General features: G+C 72.0%; 21 protein-coding genes and 1 pseudogene. 6 read left to right on the forward strand and 16 right to left on the reverse strand.

The window, feature by feature from the left end; translation table 11 throughout:
* Positions 1-181 precede the first annotated feature (181 nt).
* From HCJ94_RS12035 to HCJ94_RS12060, 6 genes are all read right to left on the reverse strand, one after another.
* Entirely contained in the window at positions 182-1,150 is a 969-nt protein-coding gene (locus HCJ94_RS12035) for an NAD(P)/FAD-dependent oxidoreductase (RefSeq protein ID WP_168001084.1), read from the reverse strand.
* Positions 1,151-1,266: 116 nt separating this feature from the next.
* A complete protein-coding gene (locus HCJ94_RS12040) occupies positions 1,267-1,920 on the reverse strand; it encodes a rhomboid family intramembrane serine protease (RefSeq protein ID WP_168001085.1) in 654 nt (217 codons plus the stop codon).
* A 109-nt stretch (positions 1,921-2,029) separates the two neighbouring features.
* Positions 2,030-2,704: an aggregation-promoting factor C-terminal-like domain-containing protein gene (locus tag HCJ94_RS12045; protein WP_168001086.1), complete on the reverse strand. Its 675-nt coding sequence runs from the start codon at positions 2,702-2,704 to the stop codon at positions 2,030-2,032.
* A gap of 276 nt (positions 2,705-2,980) precedes the next feature.
* Positions 2,981-4,393: an RNA 5'-3' helicase PhoH2 gene (phoH2, locus tag HCJ94_RS12050; RefSeq protein ID WP_168001087.1), complete on the reverse strand. Its 1,413-nt coding sequence runs from the start codon at positions 4,391-4,393 to the stop codon at positions 2,981-2,983.
* Between the two features lie 485 nt (positions 4,394-4,878).
* The gene (locus HCJ94_RS12055; RefSeq protein WP_168001088.1) at positions 4,879-5,226 is read right to left on the reverse strand and encodes a hypothetical protein; all 348 of its coding nucleotides are present in this window, start codon (positions 5,224-5,226) and stop codon (positions 4,879-4,881) included.
* A gap of 31 nt (positions 5,227-5,257) precedes the next feature.
* Positions 5,258-5,602: a hypothetical protein gene (locus HCJ94_RS12060; RefSeq protein WP_168001089.1), complete on the reverse strand. Its 345-nt coding sequence runs from the start codon at positions 5,600-5,602 to the stop codon at positions 5,258-5,260.
* A 264-nt stretch (positions 5,603-5,866) separates the two neighbouring features.
* Between HCJ94_RS12060 and HCJ94_RS12065 the strand changes: the two genes are divergently transcribed.
* The 3 genes from HCJ94_RS12065 to otsB all read left to right on the forward strand — a co-directional run bounded on the left by HCJ94_RS12065 (position 5,867) and on the right by otsB (position 7,749).
* Complete coding sequence (locus HCJ94_RS12065; RefSeq protein WP_168001090.1) at positions 5,867-6,307, forward strand: helix-turn-helix domain-containing protein; 441 nt, start codon at positions 5,867-5,869, stop codon at positions 6,305-6,307.
* Between the two features lie 161 nt (positions 6,308-6,468).
* On the forward strand, positions 6,469-6,822 hold the full coding sequence (locus tag HCJ94_RS12070; protein WP_168001091.1) for a hypothetical protein: 354 nt from the start codon (positions 6,469-6,471) through the stop codon (positions 6,820-6,822).
* A gap of 102 nt (positions 6,823-6,924) precedes the next feature.
* Positions 6,925-7,749 carry a trehalose-phosphatase gene (gene otsB / locus HCJ94_RS12075; protein ID WP_168001092.1) on the forward strand — a complete coding sequence of 275 codons (825 nt, stop codon included), beginning with the start codon at positions 6,925-6,927 and terminating at the stop codon, positions 7,747-7,749.
* A 40-nt stretch (positions 7,750-7,789) separates the two neighbouring features.
* On the opposite strand, the gene HCJ94_RS12080 is transcribed toward otsB, so the two are convergent.
* From HCJ94_RS12080 to HCJ94_RS12095, 4 genes are all read right to left on the reverse strand, one after another.
* Positions 7,790-8,560: an isoprenyl transferase gene (locus HCJ94_RS12080; protein WP_168001093.1), complete on the reverse strand. Its 771-nt coding sequence runs from the start codon at positions 8,558-8,560 to the stop codon at positions 7,790-7,792.
* Between the two features lie 31 nt (positions 8,561-8,591).
* The gene (locus HCJ94_RS12085; protein ID WP_168001094.1) at positions 8,592-9,752 is read right to left on the reverse strand and encodes a geranylgeranyl reductase family protein; all 1,161 of its coding nucleotides are present in this window, start codon (positions 9,750-9,752) and stop codon (positions 8,592-8,594) included.
* Between the two features lie 126 nt (positions 9,753-9,878).
* The gene (locus HCJ94_RS12090) at positions 9,879-10,739 is read right to left on the reverse strand and encodes a hypothetical protein (protein WP_168001095.1); all 861 of its coding nucleotides are present in this window, start codon (positions 10,737-10,739) and stop codon (positions 9,879-9,881) included.
* 37 nt (positions 10,740-10,776) lie between these two features.
* Positions 10,777-12,621 carry a phosphoenolpyruvate carboxykinase (GTP) gene (locus tag HCJ94_RS12095; protein WP_168001096.1) on the reverse strand — a complete coding sequence of 615 codons (1,845 nt, stop codon included), beginning with the start codon at positions 12,619-12,621 and terminating at the stop codon, positions 10,777-10,779.
* 136 nt (positions 12,622-12,757) lie between these two features.
* Here HCJ94_RS12095 and HCJ94_RS12100 point away from each other — a divergent pair.
* A pseudogene (locus tag HCJ94_RS12100) lies at positions 12,758-13,572 on the forward strand (GtrA family protein).
* A gap of 63 nt (positions 13,573-13,635) precedes the next feature.
* Positions 13,636-14,331 carry a GtrA family protein gene (locus HCJ94_RS12105; RefSeq protein WP_168001097.1) on the forward strand — a complete coding sequence of 232 codons (696 nt, stop codon included), beginning with the start codon at positions 13,636-13,638 and terminating at the stop codon, positions 14,329-14,331.
* Positions 14,332-14,387: 56 nt separating this feature from the next.
* Here HCJ94_RS12105 and HCJ94_RS12110 read toward each other — a convergent pair whose 3' ends face one another.
* A complete protein-coding gene (locus HCJ94_RS12110) occupies positions 14,388-14,957 on the reverse strand; it encodes a PH domain-containing protein (protein ID WP_168001227.1) in 570 nt (189 codons plus the stop codon).
* 213 nt (positions 14,958-15,170) lie between these two features.
* Positions 15,171-16,046: a biotin--[acetyl-CoA-carboxylase] ligase gene (locus tag HCJ94_RS12115; protein ID WP_168001098.1), complete on the reverse strand. Its 876-nt coding sequence runs from the start codon at positions 16,044-16,046 to the stop codon at positions 15,171-15,173.
* Positions 16,047-16,132: 86 nt separating this feature from the next.
* Here HCJ94_RS12115 and HCJ94_RS12120 point away from each other — a divergent pair, with 86 nt between their 5' ends.
* Positions 16,133-17,716 (forward strand): acyl-CoA carboxylase subunit beta, encoded by a 1,584-nt coding sequence (locus tag HCJ94_RS12120; protein WP_168001099.1) that lies wholly within the window; start codon positions 16,133-16,135, stop codon positions 17,714-17,716.
* A 111-nt stretch (positions 17,717-17,827) separates the two neighbouring features.
* On the opposite strand, the gene HCJ94_RS12125 is transcribed toward HCJ94_RS12120, so the two are convergent.
* From HCJ94_RS12125 to HCJ94_RS12140, 4 genes are all read right to left on the reverse strand, one after another.
* The gene (locus HCJ94_RS12125; RefSeq protein WP_168001100.1) at positions 17,828-18,691 is read right to left on the reverse strand and encodes a hypothetical protein; all 864 of its coding nucleotides are present in this window, start codon (positions 18,689-18,691) and stop codon (positions 17,828-17,830) included.
* Positions 18,684-19,184, reverse strand: coding sequence for a SigE family RNA polymerase sigma factor (locus HCJ94_RS12130; protein ID WP_168001101.1), 501 nt, complete (start codon positions 19,182-19,184; stop codon positions 18,684-18,686). The genes HCJ94_RS12125 and HCJ94_RS12130 overlap by 8 nt, the downstream gene beginning before the upstream one ends.
* Before the next feature lie 94 nt (positions 19,185-19,278).
* Positions 19,279-20,262 carry a ketopantoate reductase family protein gene (locus tag HCJ94_RS31155; RefSeq protein ID WP_168001102.1) on the reverse strand — a complete coding sequence of 328 codons (984 nt, stop codon included), beginning with the start codon at positions 20,260-20,262 and terminating at the stop codon, positions 19,279-19,281.
* A gap of 58 nt (positions 20,263-20,320) precedes the next feature.
* Positions 20,321-21,064 carry a M50 family metallopeptidase gene (locus HCJ94_RS12140; RefSeq protein ID WP_168001103.1) on the reverse strand — a complete coding sequence of 248 codons (744 nt, stop codon included), beginning with the start codon at positions 21,062-21,064 and terminating at the stop codon, positions 20,321-20,323.
* Positions 21,065-21,111 lie beyond the last annotated feature (47 nt).

The following is a 21,111-nucleotide window of genomic DNA, read 5'->3' on the forward strand; positions in this document are numbered from 1 at the left end:
TCCGGCCAGGAGCCGCCGTACCCGGACCCCGTCGCGATCGCCGGCTGACCGTCCAGCGCCGGCCGGATGGCCCCAGCCAGGCGAGCGCGGTGGCGGCGCCGTCTCTCGGCGGCGGTACGCGAGCGTCCATCGTCGTACGGTCGCAGCGACGGGTCTCGTTCCGCCCACGACCGGGCGAAGTTCAGGTCCCGTCGGAGGAGTGGCCCGGGAACAGGTGGGCGCTCGGGTCGATCACCACGGCCGCGTTGTTCACCGCCGTGGCGGCCTCGCCGAAGCCGGTGGCGATCAGCCGGACCTTGCCCGGGTACTCGGTGATGTCGCCGGCGGCGAACACCCGGGGCAGGTTGGTGGCCATCGTGCTGTCGACCACGACGTGCCGGCGGTCCAGGCGGAGCCCCCACTCGGCCAGCGGGCCGAGGTCGGCGGTGAAGCCCAGCGCCGCGACGACGGTGTCGACCGGCAGCACCTCGGCCGCGCCGCCGCGGACGGTGATCTCGGCGCCGGTCACCGTGCCGTCGCCGTGCAGCTTCGTCACCTCGGCGTTCACGATCACCCGTACCGGCATGCCGAGCACGCGGGCGACGGTGGCGGCGTGCGCCCGGAACTTCTCCCGGCGGTGGACGAGGGTCACCGAGCGGGCCAGCGGCTGAAGGGTCAGTGCCCAGTCGAAGGCGGAGTCACCGCCGCCGACGATGAGGACGTCCCGGTCGGCGAGGTCGGCCGGCTGCGGTACGAAGTAGACGATGCCGCCGCCGACGAAGTGCTCCGCGACCGGCAGCGGGCGGGGCGTGAAGCTGCCCAGGCCACCGGTGATCAGGACGGCTCCGCAGGCCAGTTGCTCGCCCCCGGCGAGACCGAGCACCGGCCGGCCGTCGGCGTACGACAGCTTCTCCGCCCGGGTGCCGAGCAGGTAGAGCGGATCGTAGGGGGCGGCCTGGGCGACCAGGTTGGCCACCAGGTCCCGCCCCTTGACGGCCGGGAACCCGGCGACGTCGAGGATCAGCTTCTCCGGGTACATCGCGGTGATCTGGCCGCCGGGCTCCGGCAGCGCGTCGATCACCGCGACCGAGAGCCCGCGGAACCCGGCGTAGTACGCCGCGAAGAGGCCGGCGGGCCCGGCTCCGATCACCGCGACATCGACCTCGCGCATGGGCGTACCGTCGCTTTCCGCTCACGGATCAACGGGTGCTGATCTCTGACGGTAGAGGCGGTGCGACGGTCAGGCAAGGGTGTCCCATGCGCGGCGCGCCTTGGCGTCGCCGCAGCTCAGGGCAGGGTGAGCGTCGACTCCGAGTGGTACGGGCCGCCGATGTCCGGCCGGCGCCGCCGGAAGATGATCGCGGCGACGACGCCGCCCAGCAGCCCGAAGAGGTGGCCCTGCCAGGAGATGCGCTCGTCGGTGGGGAGGATGCCGACGAGCTGCCAGCCGTAGAGCAGGCCGACGAGGAGGAAGACCGCGAAGTTCCACCAGCTCCGCTCGACGATGCCGCGGGTGAGCAGGATGCCGAGGTAGCCGAAGATGACGCCGCTCGCGCCGACCACCACCGAGTTGGACGAGCCGGTGAACCAGACGCCGAGGCCGCTGACCAGCACGATGATCAGTGTGGACCAGAGGAAGCGGCGGGCACCGGCGGCGAGCACGAAGGTGCCGAGCAGGATCAGCGGGATGCTGTTGCTGTAGAGGTGGTCGAAGCCGTGGTGCAGGAACGGTGAGAAGAAGACCCCGTCGAGGCCATCGATCCGCTTCGGGATGATGCCGGCCGCCGGGTCGAGCCCGAACGCCAGGCCCTGGTCGACGGCCTCGATGAGGAACAGGAACGGCACCACCGCGCACATGGCGACGAAGGCCCGGCCGAGTGCGGCGTAGAACGCCTCGGTGCCGAATCGGTGCGGGTCGCCGCTTCCCGGGAGGAGGGTCACCTGTCAACAGCTATCAGGTGACGGCCACAGCCGCCACCCGAGAGGGCGTCCGACGGTGGAAACGCCGGTGGCGGGGTGTGGCCGACCACACCCCGCCACCGACGGTCGATCAGTACCAGCCCACGTCCTGGGAGTGGGCCCAGGCCCCGCACGGGGTGCCGTACCGGCCCTTGATGTATCCGAGCCCCCACTTGATCTGGGTGGCCGGGTTGGTCTCCCAGTCGTCGGCCACCGAGCCCATCTTGCTGCCGGGCAGCGCCTGGGGGATGCCGTACGCCCCGGAGGACGGGTTGCGGGCCTTGTGGTTCCAGCCGCTCTCCTTGGTCCAGAGCTTGTCCAGACAGGGGAACTGGTCGATGCCGAAGCCCGCGTCGATCATGAGCGCGCAGCCGATCTTCCGGTTGCCGCTGTACTCCTCGCAGGAGGACGGGATCGGCCCGTCGTACGGCTTGCTCTCGGCCGCCTTCGTCTCGGCGGCGGCCTTGGCGGCGGCCTCGCGGGCCTTCTTCCGCGACGCCGCGGCGGCCTCGGCCCGGCGCTTCCGCTCGGCGGCCGCCTCGGCGGCCGCGGCCGCCCGCAGCTTCTCCTGGTACTCGGCGGTCCGCTCCGTCGCGGAGTGCACCTGGCGGGCCTGCGCCAGCGCGGCCTGTTCGACCGCGACGCCGACCTGCGCGCTCTGGCCCTGATCCCGGTCGCCGCCCAGGTAGAAGCCACCGGCGACGCCCACGGAGAGCAGCGCGACAGCGGCCGTACGGGCGCCCAACCGGCTCCACAGCCGATTCACGAAGTGGTCCCTTCGTCGGGTGCAAGGACACGACGCGCACCGCACCGGAGGGGCGGGGATCCGCGCCGCGAGCGCCCCGACCCAACGGTCGCGGCCGACCCACCCCGGGCCGTCGATGTCGTCCCGCCGGAGCGGGCGAACGATCACCGACGATCTTCGTGGTGCGTGAGCGCTCGTGGGACACGATCGCGCACAGTGAGGCTGATGGGAAACCAAGAGGCCCAATTGTGACTTGCACCACACAAATTATGTTAGCCAATCCGCCCAAAGCGGGCGTCAGAGTGGGTTGTCCTCCAGAAGATCCGTCACCATGGCGGCGATCGGCGACCGCTCCGATCGGCTGAGCGTGACGTGCGCGAAGAGCGGATGGCCCTTCAGCGCCTCGATCACCGCGGTCACCCCGTCGTGCCGCCCGACCCGGAGGTTGTCCCGCTGGGCGACGTCATGGGTCAGCACGACACGGGAGCCCTGGCCGATGCGGGACAGCACCGTCAGCAGCACGCCACGCTCCAGCGACTGCGCCTCGTCCACGATGACGAAGGCGTCGTGCAGGCTGCGCCCCCGGATGTGGGTCAACGGCAGCACCTCCAGCAGCCCGCGGGAGGTGACCTCATCGAGGACGTTCTCGTGGACCACGGCGCCGAGGGTGTCGAACACCGCCTGCGCCCACGGCGACATCTTCTCCGACTCCGAACCCGGCAGGTAGCCGAGCTCCTGGCCGCCGACCGCGTACAGCGGGCGGAACACGACCACCTTCTTATGCCGGCGGCGCTCCATCACCGCCTCCAGGCCGGCGCAGAGCGCCAGGGCGGACTTGCCGGTGCCGGCCCGGCCACCGAGCGACACGATGCCCACCGAGTCGTCCAGCAGCAGGTCCAGCGCGATCCGCTGCTCCGCGGAGCGGCCGTGGACGCCGAACGCCTCGCGGTCGCCCCGGACCAGCCGGACGGTCTTGTCGGGCAGCACCCGGCCGAGCGCCGAGCCGCGGGTGGAGTGCAGCACCAGACCGGTGTGGCAGGGCAGCCCGGCAGCCTCGTCCACGTCCAGCGACTCACCCGCGTACAGGCGGCTGATCTGGTCCTCGGTCAGCTCCAGTTCGGACATCCCGGTCCAGGTGGGGTCGCTGGCCTGGCCGTGCCGGTACTCGTCGGCCCGCAGACCGACCGACGCCGCCTTGACGCGCAGCGGCATGTCCTTGCTGACCAGCGTGACCTCGCGCCCCTCGGAGGCGAGGTTCAGCGCGACGGACAGGATGCGGGCGTCGTTGGACTCGGTGCGGAACCCTGGGGGCAGCACCCCGTCGTCGGTGTGGTTCAGCTCGACGCGCAGCGTGCCGCCGTGGTCGTTGGCCGGCACCGGCCGGTCCAGCCGGCCGTGCCGCACCCGCAGATCGTCCAGCAGTCGCAGCGACTGGCGCGCGAACCAGCCCAGCTCCGGGTGGTGTCGCTTGCCTTCGAGTTCGGAGATGACCACCAGCGGGAGCACCACCTCGTGCTCGGCGAACCGGTGGAACGCCGCCGGGTCGGAGAGCAGCACCGAGGTGTCCAGGACGAACGCCTGGCCGGATGGTCGGGGCTCCTCGCTGCCGGCCGGGACGGCCGCGGGGCGGCGGCTCCGGGTGGCGCGGCGGGTCGTGGCAGTCGCGGCCGGGGTCTGGTCGACACCGGCGGTCGTACGGCGAGTCGTCACAGGCCTGCTCCGGCGGATGGGCACCCGCCATCCGCGTTCCGCCTCCTCCGGTGCCCGGGGACACGGGGTCGGATGCGGGCCCCGTGCGCGAGGTCGCAGATCCGGGCTTGCCGGCTGGCCCGGGACAACCCCGTGCCATGCCTAGACGCTAGCGGCGCCGGACCGTCCCGGCTAGAGGGCGACGTGGATCTTCCATCGACCGGCGGACGAACAGGGCCGGCAGGCGGCCGGTGTGGCGCGACGGGCGCCGGGGCGGGTCGCACCGGCCGCGCGGCGGAACCGGCCGGGATGCATGCCCCCTGCGCGCATCCCGGCCGGCGGGGCCAGCGTCACCGGTCTGACCTGACCCCGACGGTGCGTGTCCGCCGCGGACGACGCACCGCGCCCTCACGTACCGGCCGACGGGTCTCGGGTCCCCGTCGGCCGGGCCTGGAGCGGTGTCCAGGAACGTTGCCGCGACACGGGCAACGCTCCCGGGCACCGCACTAGCCGGTCCGTCGTACCAGCGTGCCGGTCGGGTGCCGCTCGGTGACCGGGGCGGCCGGCGTGGTGAACGACGAGCCGGTGTACGTGGTGCCCGGGCGGACCACCGTTCCGGTGACCCGGGTCCGGGCGGCGTTGTCGGGTGGTGGCGGCCCGGCGAGCGCGGACGCGATGGCCGCCTGGGCGTCCCGCCGGCGCCGGTTCCAGGCACCCCGGTCACCGTCGAAGTAGCCCTGCCGGTATCCGAACCGGTAGCCGATCCGGTAGCTGAGCTGACCGTGCAGGCGCCCCGCGGCGTAACTGGTGGCCGCGAGGACGAGGACGAGGAAGACGGCGAGGAACGGACTCATCCGGCCGCTCCGGCGTGCCGTACCTGTGTGCTCATCGCTCCTCCGGCTCGGCCGGGGTGGGATCGACGACCAGCAGCCGGTCGAGGTCGTCGGTGCTGACCTCCTCCACCAGCTCGACGCTGATCCGGCACCCGTCCAGCACGACCTCGGCCACCGACGCGCGGCGGATCTCGCCGCCGGCGTCGTAGACGCGCACGCTGAGTTCGGGGCAGCCGAGGTGGGTACGCCAGGCGTTCCACTCCGCGCGGTCGCCGACACTGAGGGAGAGGTAGCGGCAGCCCCGCGCCAGGTAGAGGCGCCAGGGTGCGCTCAGGCCGGCGGCGACACCGTCGGCGATCAGACCGAAGGCCTGCGCACGGGTGGCGAGTTCGGTCACCGTTCCCCCCTCGTGCCGGAGATGTCACGCATGTGAGCACTCATCGTCTCCTGCACGTGACACACGGTAGGTTGTCCCATGGGCGTGACAGTATCAGCTTTTCGTCTGATTACCCCCGCACCAACGTTTATCTATTCTGCCCAGGTGACACCCCTCAGAAGTCGCCCCGGATCGTTTACCGGGAAACCGAATACGTCGTCACGTTCGCGTGACAAGCGCGTGCCGGGCGAGGCATTGACGAGCGGCTGGCCGTACGGTCACCGGGTGACCGAGACCGCCAACGCACGGAAGATCGCCTTCGCCACCTTCGTCCGCCGCGCCCTCGAGGAGGCACGTGCCACCCGAGCGTGGAGCGGGACCGAGGTCTCCCGGCGCACCGGCGTCTCCCGCCAGACGATCAACCGGTGGGTCCGGGGCGACTGGGCGAGCGACCCGGAAGCGGAACGCGTCGTGGCCTTCTGCGAGGGTCTGGGCCTCAACCCGGCGACCGCGTTCGCCGCGCTGGGCTGGGACCGGCGGGCCACCCCGCGGACCGCTCCGGCGCCGCCCCCGATGGACCCCGACGTGGAGGCGCTGCTGCGCCGGCTGGTCGACCCCAACGTGTCGGACGCGGAGAAGTTCCACATCCGCGAGACCATCCGCTACCTCGCATATCGCCCGACTCTCCCGGTCGACGTCCGAAAACGAGGTAAACAGGCCGGGTAGTTCCTCAGATGGCGAAAGAACGGCTGGTCAGACTCATTCGTTTCGCTCCGGGGCCGGATTCGGCGCGCTAGCGTCCGTATTCGTACTGCTTGGGCTCGTCGTCGGCGGGGGGACGGGACAAGGCCGAACCCAGCCCTGCGGGACAGAAGGAGGGTCTGTCCATGACCCTGAAGTGGTTGGCAGTCATGGTCGCCACCGTGTCGCTGACACTGTGCCTGACCGGTAACGCCGTGATCCTGGCGGTGAACGGCGAGCAGCTTCCCCTGCTCGTCAATCTCGTCACGCTCACCGCCGCCGGCACCGCGGTCGTCCTGGCCGTCGTCGCCGAACTGCACGACCGGCTCAACGACCGGGTCAGCGCGCTCACCGAGTTCCTGGTGGCCCGGCTCAACGAGATCGAAACCAGCACCGGCGACCGGAACAGTGGATTCGTGGAGGGGTACCTGCTCAGCCACAGCCAGGAGGCGGCCGTCGTTCCGTTCGGACGCCGGGGACGGGGAGCCGCCGAACGCTGACCCCGCACCCGCCGGCCCCACGCGGCCGCCCACCACGCGGCCGGGCGGAGGGGTACGTCACGGCCAGGAATGAGCCGCCATACCCGGGGTACGCTGTCGCGCGTGCCGCCGTTGAATGTGGGCAAGCAGCAGCCGAAGACTCCGTTGAACGCCGACCTGGCGTGGCGCACGACCGCCGCCCGGGTGGCTGGGACAGTCCTCTTCTTCGATTTCGACGGCACGGTGGCGCCGGTCGACGACGACCCGACCGCCGTCCAGCCGGCGCCGAAGGTGCTGACGGCCATCGAGGCACTCGCCCCCGTCGTACGCCGGGTGGCGATCGTCTCCGCGCGCCCGGTGGAGTTCCTCCGTGACCACCTCGGCGGGCTCGCCGGAGTCGACCTCTACGGCCTGTACGGGTTGGAGCACAGCCACTCCGGCGGGGAGACGGTGACCGAGCCGGCCGCGCTGCCCTGGGTGCCCACCATGGCGGACCTCGCCGACCAGGCCCGCGCCGAACTGCCCGCCGGCGCGCTCGTGGAGTACAAGCGACTCTCCGTGGCGCTGCACTGGCGTACCGCCCCCCACCTCGGCGCGACCGTGGAGGAGTGGGGCCGTGCCCGGGCCGAGCAGCTCGGCCTGCGCGTCCAGGCCGGCCGGATGGTCCTGGAGCTGAAGCCCCCCGTGGACCGCGACAAGGGCATGGTCATCGACGAGGTGGTCCGGGACGCCGAGGGCGCCTGGTACTTCGGCGACGACGTCTCCGACATCAAGGCCTTCGCGGCGCTGCGCGCCCGCGCCGCCGCCGACCCGCACTTCTTCGGCGTCTGTGTCGCCGTGTCGAACCCGGAGACCGGCCAGGAGGTTGCCGACGCCGCCGACCTCACGATCGACTCCCCCGCCGCCCTCGGCGACTTCCTCACCGACGCCGTCCGCCGGCTCACCTGACGACCCACCGCCCGAGCGCCCGGCGGACGCCGGGCCCGGGTCAGGCGCCGAAGCGCCGCTGGCGGTTGGCGTACGAGCGGAGCGCGCGCAGGAAGTCGACGCGGCGGAAGTCCGGCCAGTTGAGTTCGCAGAAGTAGAACTCCGAGTGCACGGACTGCCAGAGCATGAAGCCCGAGAGGCGCTGCTCGCCACTCGTCCGGATGATCAGATCCGGGTCGGGCAGCCCCCGGGTGTAGAGGTGCTCGGCGATGTGCTCGACGTCGAGCGCCTCGGCCAGCTGCTCGATGCTGGTGCCGGCCTTCGCGTGCTCGTGGAGCAGCGAGCGCACCGCGTCGGCGATCTCCCGCCGGCCGCCGTACCCCACCGCGATGTTGACCTGCGCGCCGCCGGTGCGCTCCCGGGTGCGCTCCTCGGCCGCCTTGAGCGCCGCCGCGTGGTGCGCCGGCAGCACGTCGAGAGCGCCGACCATGCGCAGCCGCCAGGGGTTGCCCTCCTCGGCCAGCTCGGTCGTCAGGTCCTCGATGATCTGGAGCAGCGGGTCCAGCTGGGCGGCCGGCCGGGAGAGGTTGTCGGTGGAGAGCAGCCACAGGGTCACGTGCCCCACGCCGGCGGCGTCGCACCAGCGCAGCAGCTCCTTGATGCGCTCGGCGCCGACCCGGTGGCCGTCGTTCGGGTCGACGAAGCCCATCTCCCTGGCCCACCTGCGGTTGCCGTCGCACATGACGCCGACGTGCCGGGGCACCGGCTTGCCCGCGAGCTTGGCCGTGAGCCGGCGCTCGTACACCGAATAGACAAGATCCCGCAGAGTCATCACCTGCCAGGGTAGCGACCGGAGCGACGGATCAGGTGACGGGATGCCGTTCCCGCGTCACGAGACCGCGGCCGATCAGGCCGAGCGTGCGGACATCCAGCCGGCCGTCGCCGAGCCCCAGCTCGACCACCGTCCGGTAGACCCGGTCGTCCCGGGTCGCCGCCCGGACCGCCGCGTCCACCACCGGCCGCCGCCGTGCCAGCCAGGCCGCCACCGAGCTGTGCCGCAGGTGTACGCCGAGCCGGCGACGCAGCGCCTCGGTGTACCGCCGGGCCGCGTGCTCCGGCGCGCCGGCGGCCGCCGCACCCGCCAGCGCCCCGGAGAGCAGGGCGTAGAAGATCCCTTCCCCGGTGAACGGATTGATCAGTGAGAGCGCGTCGCCGGCCAGCACCACCCGCCCTCGCCCCGGCGCGGGTCGCCGGGTGGAGAGCGGCAGGTGGTGGGCACGCAGGTCGGTCACCGCAGCCGGGTCGGTGCCGGGCAGCAGCGCGCCGAGCCGCTCGACGAGATGGGCCCGGGTCAGCGGCTCGCCCCGCAGCACCTCCCCGTACCCGACGTTCGCGCGCCCGTCGCCGATCGGGAACGACCAGGCGTACGCCGGCCAGCGCGGCGCCGACGTGACGATGAGCTGTTCGGGCGGGCCGGGCAGCGCGGGCGCGTAGCCCCGGAGGGCCAGGGCCAGGTGGCGGTCCGGGTTCGGGCGGTGCCCGAGGGCCCGCCGCACGACGGAGCCGGCACCGTCCGCGCCCACCACCGCACGCCCGGCGATCCGCCCGTCGAGCACCACCCGGTCGGCCCGCACCTCGACCCGCCGGACCGCGTGCCGGCACAGCCGGGCGCCGGCCGCGACCGCCGCCGCGACCAACCGGGCGTCGAAGACCGTCCGGGGCACGGTGTACGCCGGCCGGGGCAGCGCCCGCGCCACCGCTCCGCCTCCCGGGCCGACCAGGCGCAGCGCCGGAAGCGGGGCGTAACCGGCCACCGCGTCCGGTACGCCCAACTCGTCGAGGACGTCGAGCGCGTGGGCGGCGATACCGTCCCCGCAGGGCTTGTCCCGGGGGAAGTCGGACTTGTCCACCAGGAGCACCCGCGCTCCCGCGCGCCGGGCCGCCAGCGCGGCGGCCGACCCGGCCGGCCCCGCACCGACCACGACCACGTCGAACTCGTCGTCCGTCCCGCCGCTGTTCGCCACGGACACCACTCTCCCGGCCCCTTTGCTCTGCTTCAACGGACGCACCGGAAACCGGTCGGAAGTGTTGCGTGGGTTGAAGCAGAGCAAAGGGGGGTGAGGCGTTCCCGGAGGGTTCGGCGGGGGCCATCAGGCCGGGGCGCCCTTGTCGGCGCGGGTCGCGCGGTGGAGGGCGTACAGGGTCAGGACAGCGGCGGCGACCAGCGGGCCCCCGTCCCGGACCAGTCCGTCGACGCCCAGCAGCCACCAGCACAGCGGCAGGTCGACGGCGAGGACGGCGAACGTGACCACGACAAGCAGGGTGCGGGCCCAGTGCTTGCCGCGCAGCAGGAAGGCGGTGCAGAACAGCACCGCGTAGCTGGTGACGATCCCTGCGGCGAACCAGAACAGCACTGCGGGCACCGCCGCCAACCGGCCGTCGAGCACCGCGCCGCCGGCGACCAGGGCGGGGACCAGCATGAGCGGGCTGTAGGTGAACGCGGCCACCCGCCCGGTGAGCAGCCAGCCGCTGACCTCCGGCCGGCGCGGCGGCAGCTCCTGCATCCGGACGCCGCGCCGGTCGATGACCAGCCGCGGCCGGTGCCGCACCAGGTGCCCGGCCAGCGCCGGTGAGCGGTACAGCAGCCACACGACAGCCGCGCAGAGCGTCGTGAGCAGCGCGAAGCCGAGCAGCCCGGGCAGGGGCGGCACGCCCTGGCGGGGCACGATCAGCCGCCCGACGGCGAAGACGGTGGTGACCGCGAGGATCAGCCCGAACGGTCGGGCGACGGTCCGGCCCCGCCGGACGTGCCCGATGAGCAGGAGGAAGCCGAGCGAGCGCAGCAGCGCCCACCCGGTCCGGACAGCGAGACCGAAGCCCTGCTCCGGGGCGTACCAGAAATTGAGCAGCTCGACCACGACGGTCCCGGCCGCCGTCACGGCGAGCAAGGTCGTGAGGGCCCGGACGGCGGACGGCCGCCGGACCTCGGTGGTCTCGGCGGCCGTCCTCATGGGAACCCGTGGTGCCCCGCGGGTGCGGGAGTCACACCTACTTCTGCGGCTGTTCCGCGTCGAGCCGGGCGCGCAGCGCGTCCAGCTCGGCCCAGAGCACGCCGGGCAGCTTGTCACCGAACTTCTCGAACCACTCGGTGACCAGCGGCAGCTCGTTGCGCCACTCGTCGGCGTCGACCTTGAGGGCGATCCGGACGTCCTCCGGGGTCATGTCCAGGCCCTCGACGTCCAGCGCGTCCTGGGCGGGGACCATGCCGATCGGGGTCTCGACGGCCTCGGCGCGACCCTCGATGCGCTCGACGATCCACTTGAGCACGCGCGAGTTCTCGCCGAACCCGGGCCAGAGGAAGTTGCCCTCCGGGTCCTTGCGGAACCAGTTGACGTAGTAGATCTTGGGCAGCTTCGACTCGTCGCCGTCGGCGCCCTTGCCCATCTCGATCCAGTGCCGGAAGTAGTCACCGCCGTGGTAGCCGATGAACGGCAGCATGGCCATCGGGTCGCGGCGGACGACGCCGACCGCGCCGGACGCGGCGGCGGTGGTCTCCGAGGAGAGCGTCGCGCCCATGTAGACGCCGTGCACCCAGTCGCGCGCCTCGGTGACCAGCGGGACGGTGTCCCGGCGGCGGCCGCCGAACAGGATCGCGTCGATCGGCACGCCGTTCGGGTCGTAGTAGTCCTCGGCGAGGATCGGGCACTGGGTGATCGGGGTGCAGAACCGGCTGTTCGCGTGGGAGGAGAGGCTGTCGCTCTCCGGCGTCCAGTCGTTGCCCTTCCAGTCGATCAGGTGCGCCGGGGGCTCTCCCATGCCCTCCCACCAGATGTCCCCGTCGTCGGTCAGCGCCACGTTGGTGAAGATGGAGTTGCCCCGCTCCAGCGTCCGCATCGCGTTGGCGTTGGTCTTCCAGTCGGTGCCGGGCGCGACGCCGAAGAGGCCGTACTCCGGGTTGATCGCGTAGAGGCGCCCGTCCGGGCCGAACCGCATCCAGGCGATGTCGTCACCGATGGTCTCGACCTTCCAGCCCGGGATGGTCGGCTCCAGCATGGCGAGGTTGGTCTTGCCGCACGCCGACGGGAAGGCGCCGGCGATGTGGTAGACCTTGCCCTCCGGCGAGGTGATCTTGAGGATCAGCATGTGCTCCGCGAGCCAGCCCTCGTCGCGGCCCATCACGCTGGCGATACGCAGCGAGTAGCACTTCTTGCCGAGCAGCGAGTTGCCGCCGTAGCCGGAGCCGAAGGACCAGATCTCCCGCGTCTCCGGGAAGTGCGAGATGTACTTCGTCTCGTTGCACGGCCACGCCACGTCCTGCTGGCCGGGCGCGAGCGGGGCGCCGATCGAGTGCAGCGCGTGCACGAAGTCGGCGTCGTCGCCCATGGCCTCCAGGATCTTCGACCCCATCCGGGTCATGATCCGCATCGAGGCCACCACGTACGGGCTGTCGGTGATCTCGACGCCGAACATGGGGCTCTCGGCCTCGACCGGGCCCATGCAGAAGGGGATGACGTACATGGTGCGTCCGCGCATGCAGCCGCGGTACAGCTCCGTCATCGTCCGCTTCATCTCGGCCGGCGCCATCCAGTTGTTGGTGGGGCCGGCGTCCGCCTCGTCGACCGAGCAGATGAAGGTGCGCTCCTCGACCCGGGCGACGTCCGTCGGGTCCGTCCGCGCGTAGAACGAGTTGGGCTTCTTCTCCGGGTTGAGCCGGATCAGGGTGCCGGCCTCGACGAGCTCGTCGGTGAGACGACGCCACTCCTCGTCGGACCCGTCAACCCAGACGACCCGGTCGGGAGTGGTCAGTTCCGCGACCTCACGGACCCAGGCGAGCAGTTTGGGGTGGGACGTCGGGGCCTGATCGATACCCCGAACAGTGGCCGGAGCAACCATGACACATCTCCTTGTGGTCGACGCTGACCGGTCTATGGGATGCACGAGTCGTGACGGCGCTATGCGTCGCCTTCGTGGAAACCTGGGATTGGCCTCAGCGTAAACCGGGTTGCGTCGCCAGTCAGTGGGACTGGTTGTGAAGAACTGCACAAGGTACGGCCACGCTGCGGCATCACGAGCTGATACCCGCTTTCACGCGCAGTTTCACGCAAATCCTGCGGGGAACCTCGGAACGAGGGCTCGACGGAGACCAACCGCCGTCCGATGCCGAGAGTCACCGCCGGGGTTCACGTATCGGGCTCCGCGCCGGCACCGGGCCGGTTACGCTCCGCTCATCGACGCCGCCGCCAGCCCCCCTGCTCGCCGTTGCTACCCGTACGGCGGGCCTACAGCCGGTAGGCTCGCGGGGTGGCCGCGACAATGATCGGGGAGCCCGGCTCCCGGCAGACCGACCCGGGTCTGTTCCGCTCCCTGCTCGACCGGTTCGGTCACCTCGTCCGGGAGCTGAGCAAGTTCGCCACCGTGGGTGGAGTCGCCTTCCTCGTCGACCTCGCCATCTTCAACTACCTCACGCTGGCGCTGGGCGTCGAGCCGGTGACCGCGCGGGTCATCTCCACCGTCATCGCCGCCACCGTCGCCTTCCTCGGCAACCGCTTCTGGACCTGGCGGCACCGCCAGCGCTCCAACCCGGCCCGCGAGTACGCGCTCTTCTTCCTCTTCAACGGCGTGGGGCTGGCGATCGCGGTGTCCTGCATGGCGCTCAGCCGCTACGGGCTGGGCAGCGTCTGGCCGGAGATCTTCCGGACGCCACTGGCCGACAACATCTCCGGCTACATCGTCGGCACCGGGCTCGGGACGCTCTTCCGCTTCTGGTCCTACCGGAGGTTCGTCTTCCCGGAAGCGGGAACTCCGTCCGTTCCGGAAGTGACGCACGACCGACACGCGGCGTGACCTGGCGCCCATCCCGTCCGGCCGGCAGGTTCCGGCCCTGTCGACTCCCCTAAGGTGTTCCGCATGCGTCTTGTCCGTCTCCTGCCTGAGCGCTGGCAGAAGTTCGTCCACGAGGCGCTCAAATTCGGCGTCGTCGGGGGCGTCAACACCGTCATCAATTACGCGGTGTTCAATGCCCTGGCACTCACCGTTTTTCGGAACGGCCAGTTGAAGGCGACGGTCATCGCGACCGTCGTGGCGACGATCACGTCGTATCTGATGAATCGTCACTGGACGTACCGCGACCGCCCGAAATCGGCGATGCGTCGCGAATACGTCCTTTTCTTCCTGTTCAACGGCGTCGGCCTTCTGATCGAACTCGGCGTGCTGGCCGCCGCGAAGTACGGCTTCGGAGTGACCAGCCTCCTGGCGCTGAACGTCGCCAAGACCTGCGGCGTCGGGCTCGCCACGCTCTTCCGCTTCTGGTCGTACCGGACGTTCGTCTTCCAGCCGGCTCCCGCGCACGCGGCGGACACCTGGCACACCATCCCCCGCGACGAGTGGGACACGATGGCCGAGCTGGACCCGGTGGCCGACCTGGCGGAGTCGGTCTCCGAGCTGGAGGAGTCCGAGCCTCCACCGGGCACCCGGCGGCCGGCCGGGACGCCGCTCCAGGGCCGCGGCATTCCGCAGGACGTCGGGCTCACCCTCGACCGGGAGCTGGAGGCGGAACTCGCCGCCGAGCTGCAGGCGAGCACCCGCCGGGGCCGCCAACCCTGACACGCGCGAAACGGCCGCATCACCCGACCGGGTGACGCGGCCGTTTCGCGTACCCGTCAGCTCGGTTCGCGGAGCGGCTTGCCGTCCTGGACGTCGGCGAGGATGTCGCGCATCTCGGCATCGCCCAGCGAGTGCTTGTCGTGGTGCGCCTCCACCAGCTCGTACAGCGTGGTCTGGACGCGTTCGACCTGCGGCACGTCGTGCAGCACCGACTGGCCGCGCTCGCCCGCCGACTCGATCGTGAGAGTGCCGCAACCGAACAGGCGCTCGCTGAACCGCTGGTTCATCGCGTGGTCGTTCACCCGGGTCAGCGGGATGTCCCGGCGGTCCCGGGAGAGCACGCCCTGCTGGATCAGGACCCGCTCGTCGGTGAACAGGTAGTGGGTGGTCCGCCAGACCAGGAAGGGCCAGAGCGCGAACCACAGCACCGCCAGCAGCGCCAGCCCGCCGATCACGGCCAGCGCGACGGACCCGCCCCCGCCCGACGGGAGCAGGACCAGGGCCGCCACCACCGCGGCGACGGCGAGCACCACCACCACGGCGGGCCGGACGAGGGCCTTCCAGTGCGGGTGCAGGTGCAGCACGACGTGCTCGTCCTCGGTGAGCACGTCCTCGGGAAACGCCACAGACACCTCCATGACCAGAACGGAACGCGCAGACGCTAACCGCTCGAGCGTCGCCGGGGGATCAGCCGCGCGGACCGCCCCCGCCGAACTCCCGCGATCTTGCACTTTCAGCCCCCCTTTCGCGCCCTTTGCCACTTTCGCCCGGGCACAAAGTGCAAGATCGCGGAGCAGGTGGGGTGGGGTGGGGCGGGGCGGGGTGGGGTGGGGTGGGGGTCAGCGGAGGTGGAGGACGTCGCCTGCGGAGAGGTGGTGGTCGCCGGCTGGCGTGGTCACCGCCAGGTGGCCCTCGGAGTCGACGCCGGTCGCGGTGCCGGTCAGCTCCCCGCCGCCGGGCAGCAGTACCCGCACCTGGCGGCCGACCGTCGCGCACGAGTCGAGATACGCCTCGTGCAGCCCGCTCTCGACGGCGCTGCCGCCGGCGGCCCGCCAGCGGCCGTACCAGGTGGCGAGCGAGCGGAGCAGGGCACGCAGCAGCGGATCCCGGTCGGTGGCGGCGGCGCCGGCCAGTTGCAGCGAGGTGGCCGGCAGGCCGGTCGGGTTCTCCGGCAACTCGTCGGCGCGGAGGGTGACGTTCAGGCCGATGCCGAGCACGACCGCGGCCGGCGTCGCCGGGGTCGCGCCGGGCACCGCCTCGGCGAGGATCCCGGCGCACTTCGCGTCGCCGAGGAGCAGGTCGTTCGGCCACTTCAGGGTGGCCTCCAGCTCGGCCAGCCGGGCCACCGCCTCGACCAGCGCGACACCGGCGAGCAGCGGCAGCCACCCGTACGCCGACGGAGGTGCCGGCGGCCAGCCGCGGTCGGCGACGGCCTCGCCCGGCCGGAGCAGGACGCTCGTCGCGATGCCCGCCCGGGCCGGCGACTGCCAGGCACGGCCCCGCCGCCCACGGCCGGCGGTCTGCCGCTCGGCGACCACCACCAGGCCCTCCGGCTCGCCGGTGCGGGCCGCCTCCGCCACGTCCGCGTTGGTCGAGCCGGTCTCCGCGCGCAGCTCCAGCCGGGCCCACGGGCCGTGCGGCGCGACCAGCGCACGCCGCAGCCGCGCCGCCGACAGCGGCGGGCGGTCCAGGTCGGTGTACGGGGAGCCCGGCATCCCGCCAGCCTACGGGCCGCCTCGACGGAGGGTAGTGAGGTGTACTGCACAGCAGCACCGGCCTGAACCATCGTTATATTCCCTGGGTGACTACCGAGACCGGGATCAACATCCACAGCACCGCGGGCAAGCTGGCGGACCTGGAGCATCGGGTCGACGAGGCGGTGCACGCCGGGTCGGCGCGCGCCGTGGAGAAGCAGCACGCGCGGGGCAAGAAGACCGCGCGCGAGCGGATCGAGATGCTGCTCGACGAGGGCTCCTTCGTCGAACTGGACGAGCTCGCGCGGCACCGTTCGACCAACTTCGGGCTGGAGAAGAGCCGCCCGTACGGCGACGGCGTCATCACCGGCTACGGCACCATCGACGGCCGCCAGGTGTGCGTCTTCGCGCAGGACTTCACGGTCTTCGGCGGCTCGCTCGGCGAGGTGTTCGGCGAGAAGATCGTCAAGGTGATGGACCTGGCCATGAAGATCGGCTGCCCGGTCATCGGCATCAACGACTCCGGTGGCGCCCGCATCCAGGAGGGTGTCGCCTCGCTCGGCCTCTACGGCGAGATTTTCTTCCGCAACGTCCGGGCGAGCGGCGTCATCCCGCAGATCTCCCTCATCATGGGCCCGTGCGCCGGCGGCGCGGTCTACTCCCCGGCGGTCACCGACTTCACCGTGATGGTCGACCAGACCTCCCACATGTTCATCACCGGTCCGGACGTCATCAAGACGGTCACCGGTGAGGACGTGGCGATGGAGGAGCTGGGCGGTGCCCGGACCCACAACTCGCGCAGCGGCAACGCGCACTACCTCGCCACCGACGAGGAGGACGCGATCGAGTACGTGAAGGCGCTGCTGTCGTACCTGCCGTCGAACAACCTCGACGAGCCGGTCGTGTACGACGCGCCGGCCGACCTCGTGATCTCCGACGAGGACCGGGAGCTGGACACCCTGATCCCGGACTCGGCCAACCAGCCGTACGACATGCACCGCGTCATCGAGCACGTCCTCGACGACGGCGAGTTCCTCGAGGTGCAGCCGCTGTACGCCCAGAACCTCATCATCGGTTACGGCCGCGTCGAGGGGCGTCCGGTCGGCGTGGTCGCCAACCAGCCCATGCACTTCGCCGGCACGCTGGACATCGCCGCGTCGGAGAAGGCCGCCCGGTTCGTCCGCACCTGCGACGCGTTCAACATCCCGGTGCTGACCTTCGTGGACGTTCCCGGGTTCCTCCCCGGCACCGGCCAGGAGTGGGACGGCATCATCCGCCGCGGCGCGAAGCTCATCTACGCGTACGCCGAGGCGACCGTCCCGAAGGTCACCGTCATCACCCGCAAGGCGTACGGCGGGGCGTACGACGTCATGGGCTCCAAGCACCTCGGCGCGGACCTGAACTTCGCCTGGCCGACCGCCCAGATCGCGGTGATGGGCGCCCAGGGCGCGGTGAACATCCTCTACCGGCAGGAACTGGCCGCCGCCGAGGACCCGGCGGCGCTGCGCGCCGAGCTGATCACCGAGTACGAGGACACGCTCGCCAACCCGTACATCGCCGCGGAGCGCGGGTACGTCGACTCGGTCATCCCGCCGCACGAGACCCGGGCGCAGATCGTCCGCGCCCTGCGGGTGCTGCGCACCAAGCGCGAGACCCTCCCCCCGAAGAAGCACGGCAACATCCCGCTGTAGGTGTGAAGCCCGGGCAAGATCCGCGCAACTTCACGGAACGTGTCCCCTCCCCGCCGTGGGAGGCCACAGCTTCCCTGAAGTTGCGCGGGTCATCAGCCGGTCATCCGCCGGTCAGCAGGGCGGGTTGGCGGCGACGCACAGGCGCCGGGCGGCGAGCATGGCGAGGCGACGCAATTCCGGCTCCGTACCGTCGCGGCCCTGGCTGAGCACCGTGACCAGGTCGCCCACCCGGACCACCGCGACCGTCGTGGGCTTCGGCGCGGCGCCGGAGAACTCACCCGTCTCCAGGTTTTTCGCGCGGGTGACGGTGTGCCGCAGGAGCAGCGACTCGTCACCGGTGAAGTCACGCTCCACCGACTCCCAGCTGTGGATGGTCTCGGCCCGGACCACCCGACTCCCCCACTGCGTCGGACCCACCGACCGCCACGCCGCGCACTGCGCGATCAGGGTTCCCATTCTCTGGAAGAACCGTCCGGCCACCTCCGGGGCCACGCGATACACGTCCTGGCTGAGCTGCACATCGCTCAGGGGATGATCGAAGCCGGGCGGCCGTTGCCGGAGGAGAGTCTGGGATCGGGAATACCGGGACACCTCCCAGGCGGCCGTCCGGCCCTGCGACTCATGGCAGACGAGCAACAGGTCGGCGACGCGTACCGGAGCGCCGATGTCCGCCTGGGTCAGCGGCGGGTCGGTCTCGATGCCCAGATCCCCCGGTTGCAGCAGCGCCTCCCGGGCGATCTCGTTGCGTTCCGGCACCGGAGCCGTCTCCAGCGCGGCGGTGGTGGCCGGGGCGGGCGCCAACCGACCGGCGAGCAGGGCGACGGTCGACGCGGTGGCCACCACGAGCACGGCCGCCACCAGAGCGGTACGGCGGCTGCGGCGACGCGCCCGGGCCCGGATCTCCGCTGGTTCCGGCCAGCGGACGTCGCTCAGCTCGCGGTGCACATGCTCGACGAAGCTCATCTCGTCACGCATCGGCGGCCTCCTCCAGCTCAGCGACGGCCAGCAGCCCCGCCAGCGCGGCACGCCCACGCGAGAGCCGGGCCTTGACGGTGCCGACCGGCGCGTCGGTCTGGCGGGCGACCTCCGCGACCGGCATCCCGACCAGGTAGTGCAACGCGATCGCGATCCGTTGCGGCTCGGGCAGCCGGCGCAGGGCGGCGACCACCTCGACGGTCTCGATGCCCGGCGCGGGAACGCTGTCGGCTGCGCCGTGCCGCAGGTACGCACGTGCCCGGCTGCGCAGGCTCCGCCACCGGCTGACCGCGATGCGGCTGGCCACCACGCGTACCCAGGCCTCCGGATCGTCGTACGCGCTCACCGTCGACCAACGCTGCCACGCCCGGATGTAGGCCTCCTGCACGGCGTCCTGGGCCTCGGCGACGTCACCGGTCAGCACGTAGACGAACCCGAGCAGCCGCTGGCGGCTGCCGCGGTAGAAGTCGTCGAAGCCGTCGGCGTCGGGCACCTGCGCTACCTCCCCGTGGTGGTCGCAGAGGACACGCACCAGCGAGCCCCGCCGGTTGCCGTGGAGCCCGGCTTTCTCCGGCGACCGGCCGCGCTCAGCCGAGCAGCCGCTCCAGGTCCGCGCGCGGGAACGTCCCGGCCGGGATCCGTTCCCGCACCGCCCGCCGCATGCCGAGCTGCACGGCCGCGTTCGCCGGGGTCGGCACGCCGTGCAGGCGGCCGAGCAGGACGATCTCACCGTTGAGGTGGTCGGCCTCGGTCGACCCGGCGCCCCGGGCGAGGCTCTGCCACGTGGAACTGCCGGACCGTTCCTCGCCACCGACCGGCCGGTGCCCGACGAGGTCGCCCCGTTCGGCCACCTCCTCCGCCCGGTCGGTGTGCGGGATGCCGGCCGCCGCGAGCACGGCCTCGCCCTCGGCGCGTACCCGATCGGAGAGGTCGCCCGGGACGTCCGCACCGAGCAGTGCCTGGAGCCCATTGCCGAGGTTGGCGAGCAGCTTGCCGTACTTCCACCGCATCACGTCGTCGCGGACCGGCGCGACGAAACCGGCCGCGGTCAGATCGGCGGCGACGGCGCGGTCGGTGTCGTCCGATCCGGACGGATACCGCCCGATGTGCAGCATGCCCGGGTGCGGGTGGCCGTTGGCGACCACGACACCCGGTTCGAGGTGGGTCGCGGGGAGCCAGACGCAGACGGCGTGCACGTCGGCGAAGAGCCGGAGCGCGGCGGGCTCGTTGGCCACCCCGTTCTGCGCGGTGACCAGCGGCAGGCGCTCGGCCGCCGTCCCGCCTCCGGCGACCGGCGCGTCCGCCCAGGTGGCGAGTGCGGGCGCCGTGTCCTGCGACTTCACGGTGAGGACGAGGACGGTGTCCGCCGGCAGCGGCCGCTCCCCCGGCCCGTCGACGGCCGGCCCGCGCCACGTCGTCTCCCCCTGCGGCCGGCGCAGCGTCAGACCGCGCTCCCGGATGGCCGCCAGGTGCGCGCCACGGGCGACCAGGGTCACGTCCCGCCCGGCCGTGCCGAGCTGAACGCCGATGGTTCCCCCGACCGCCCCCGCACCGATGATCACGTACCGCACGGCCCCATTCTGCCCGCGACGGCCGTGTCCGGCCGGCGTGAGATCGGCGACACAGTGCTCAGACGGTGATGCCCGCCTCGGTGAGGATCGGGCCCGCCAGCAGCAGCGCGCCGGTGACCAGAACCACCAGGTTGACCAGGGCGAAGAGGGTGACCCAGAAGAACGGCGGGAACGGGGTGATGCCGGCGAGCTGGTCGGCGTCGGAGGCGGGCATCCGGCCCCGGGCGCGCAGCCGTTGCAGCTCCGCCACCGGACGGATCCCGCCGAGCAGCAGGAACCACACCCCGGTGTACGCGAACGCCGCCTGCACCTCCGGGCTCGTGTACCAGGAGACGGCGAGCACGATCCCGCCGGTGACCAGGAGCGACAGCACGCCGAAGACGTTGCGGATCATGATCAGCATGGCGAGCAGCAGCGCCACGGCGATCCAGAGCAGCAGGGTGATGCGGTTGCCGCCGAGGATCCACGCGCCGGCCAGGCCGACCAGCGGCGGGGCGACGTAGCCGGCGAGCAGGGTCAGGACCATGCCGGGGCCGGTGGGCCGGCCGGCGGACAGGGTGAGCCCCGACGTGTCGGAGTGCAGCCGGATGCCGTGCAGCCGCCGGCCGGTGAGCAGGGCGGCAAGGGCGTGCCCGCCCTCGTGGGCGATGGTGATCGCGTTGCGGCCGATCCGCCAGGGCACCCGGGTGGAGACCACCACCAGCGCGACGAGGCCGGTGAGCAGCACCAGCAGCGGGGGCGGGTCCGGCTGCGCGCTGAGCAGCGTCTCCCACAGGTCGGTCAGGCCGTCGATCGCCACCATGGGCGGGGAGCCTACCGCCCTCGTCCCGTGTCGATCACCGGCCGGCG

Origin of the sequence: Micromonospora thermarum, from assembly GCF_012034245.1 — a bacterium.
In the GTDB taxonomy this organism is placed as follows: Bacteria; Actinomycetota; Actinomycetes; order Mycobacteriales; family Micromonosporaceae; genus Micromonospora; species Micromonospora thermarum.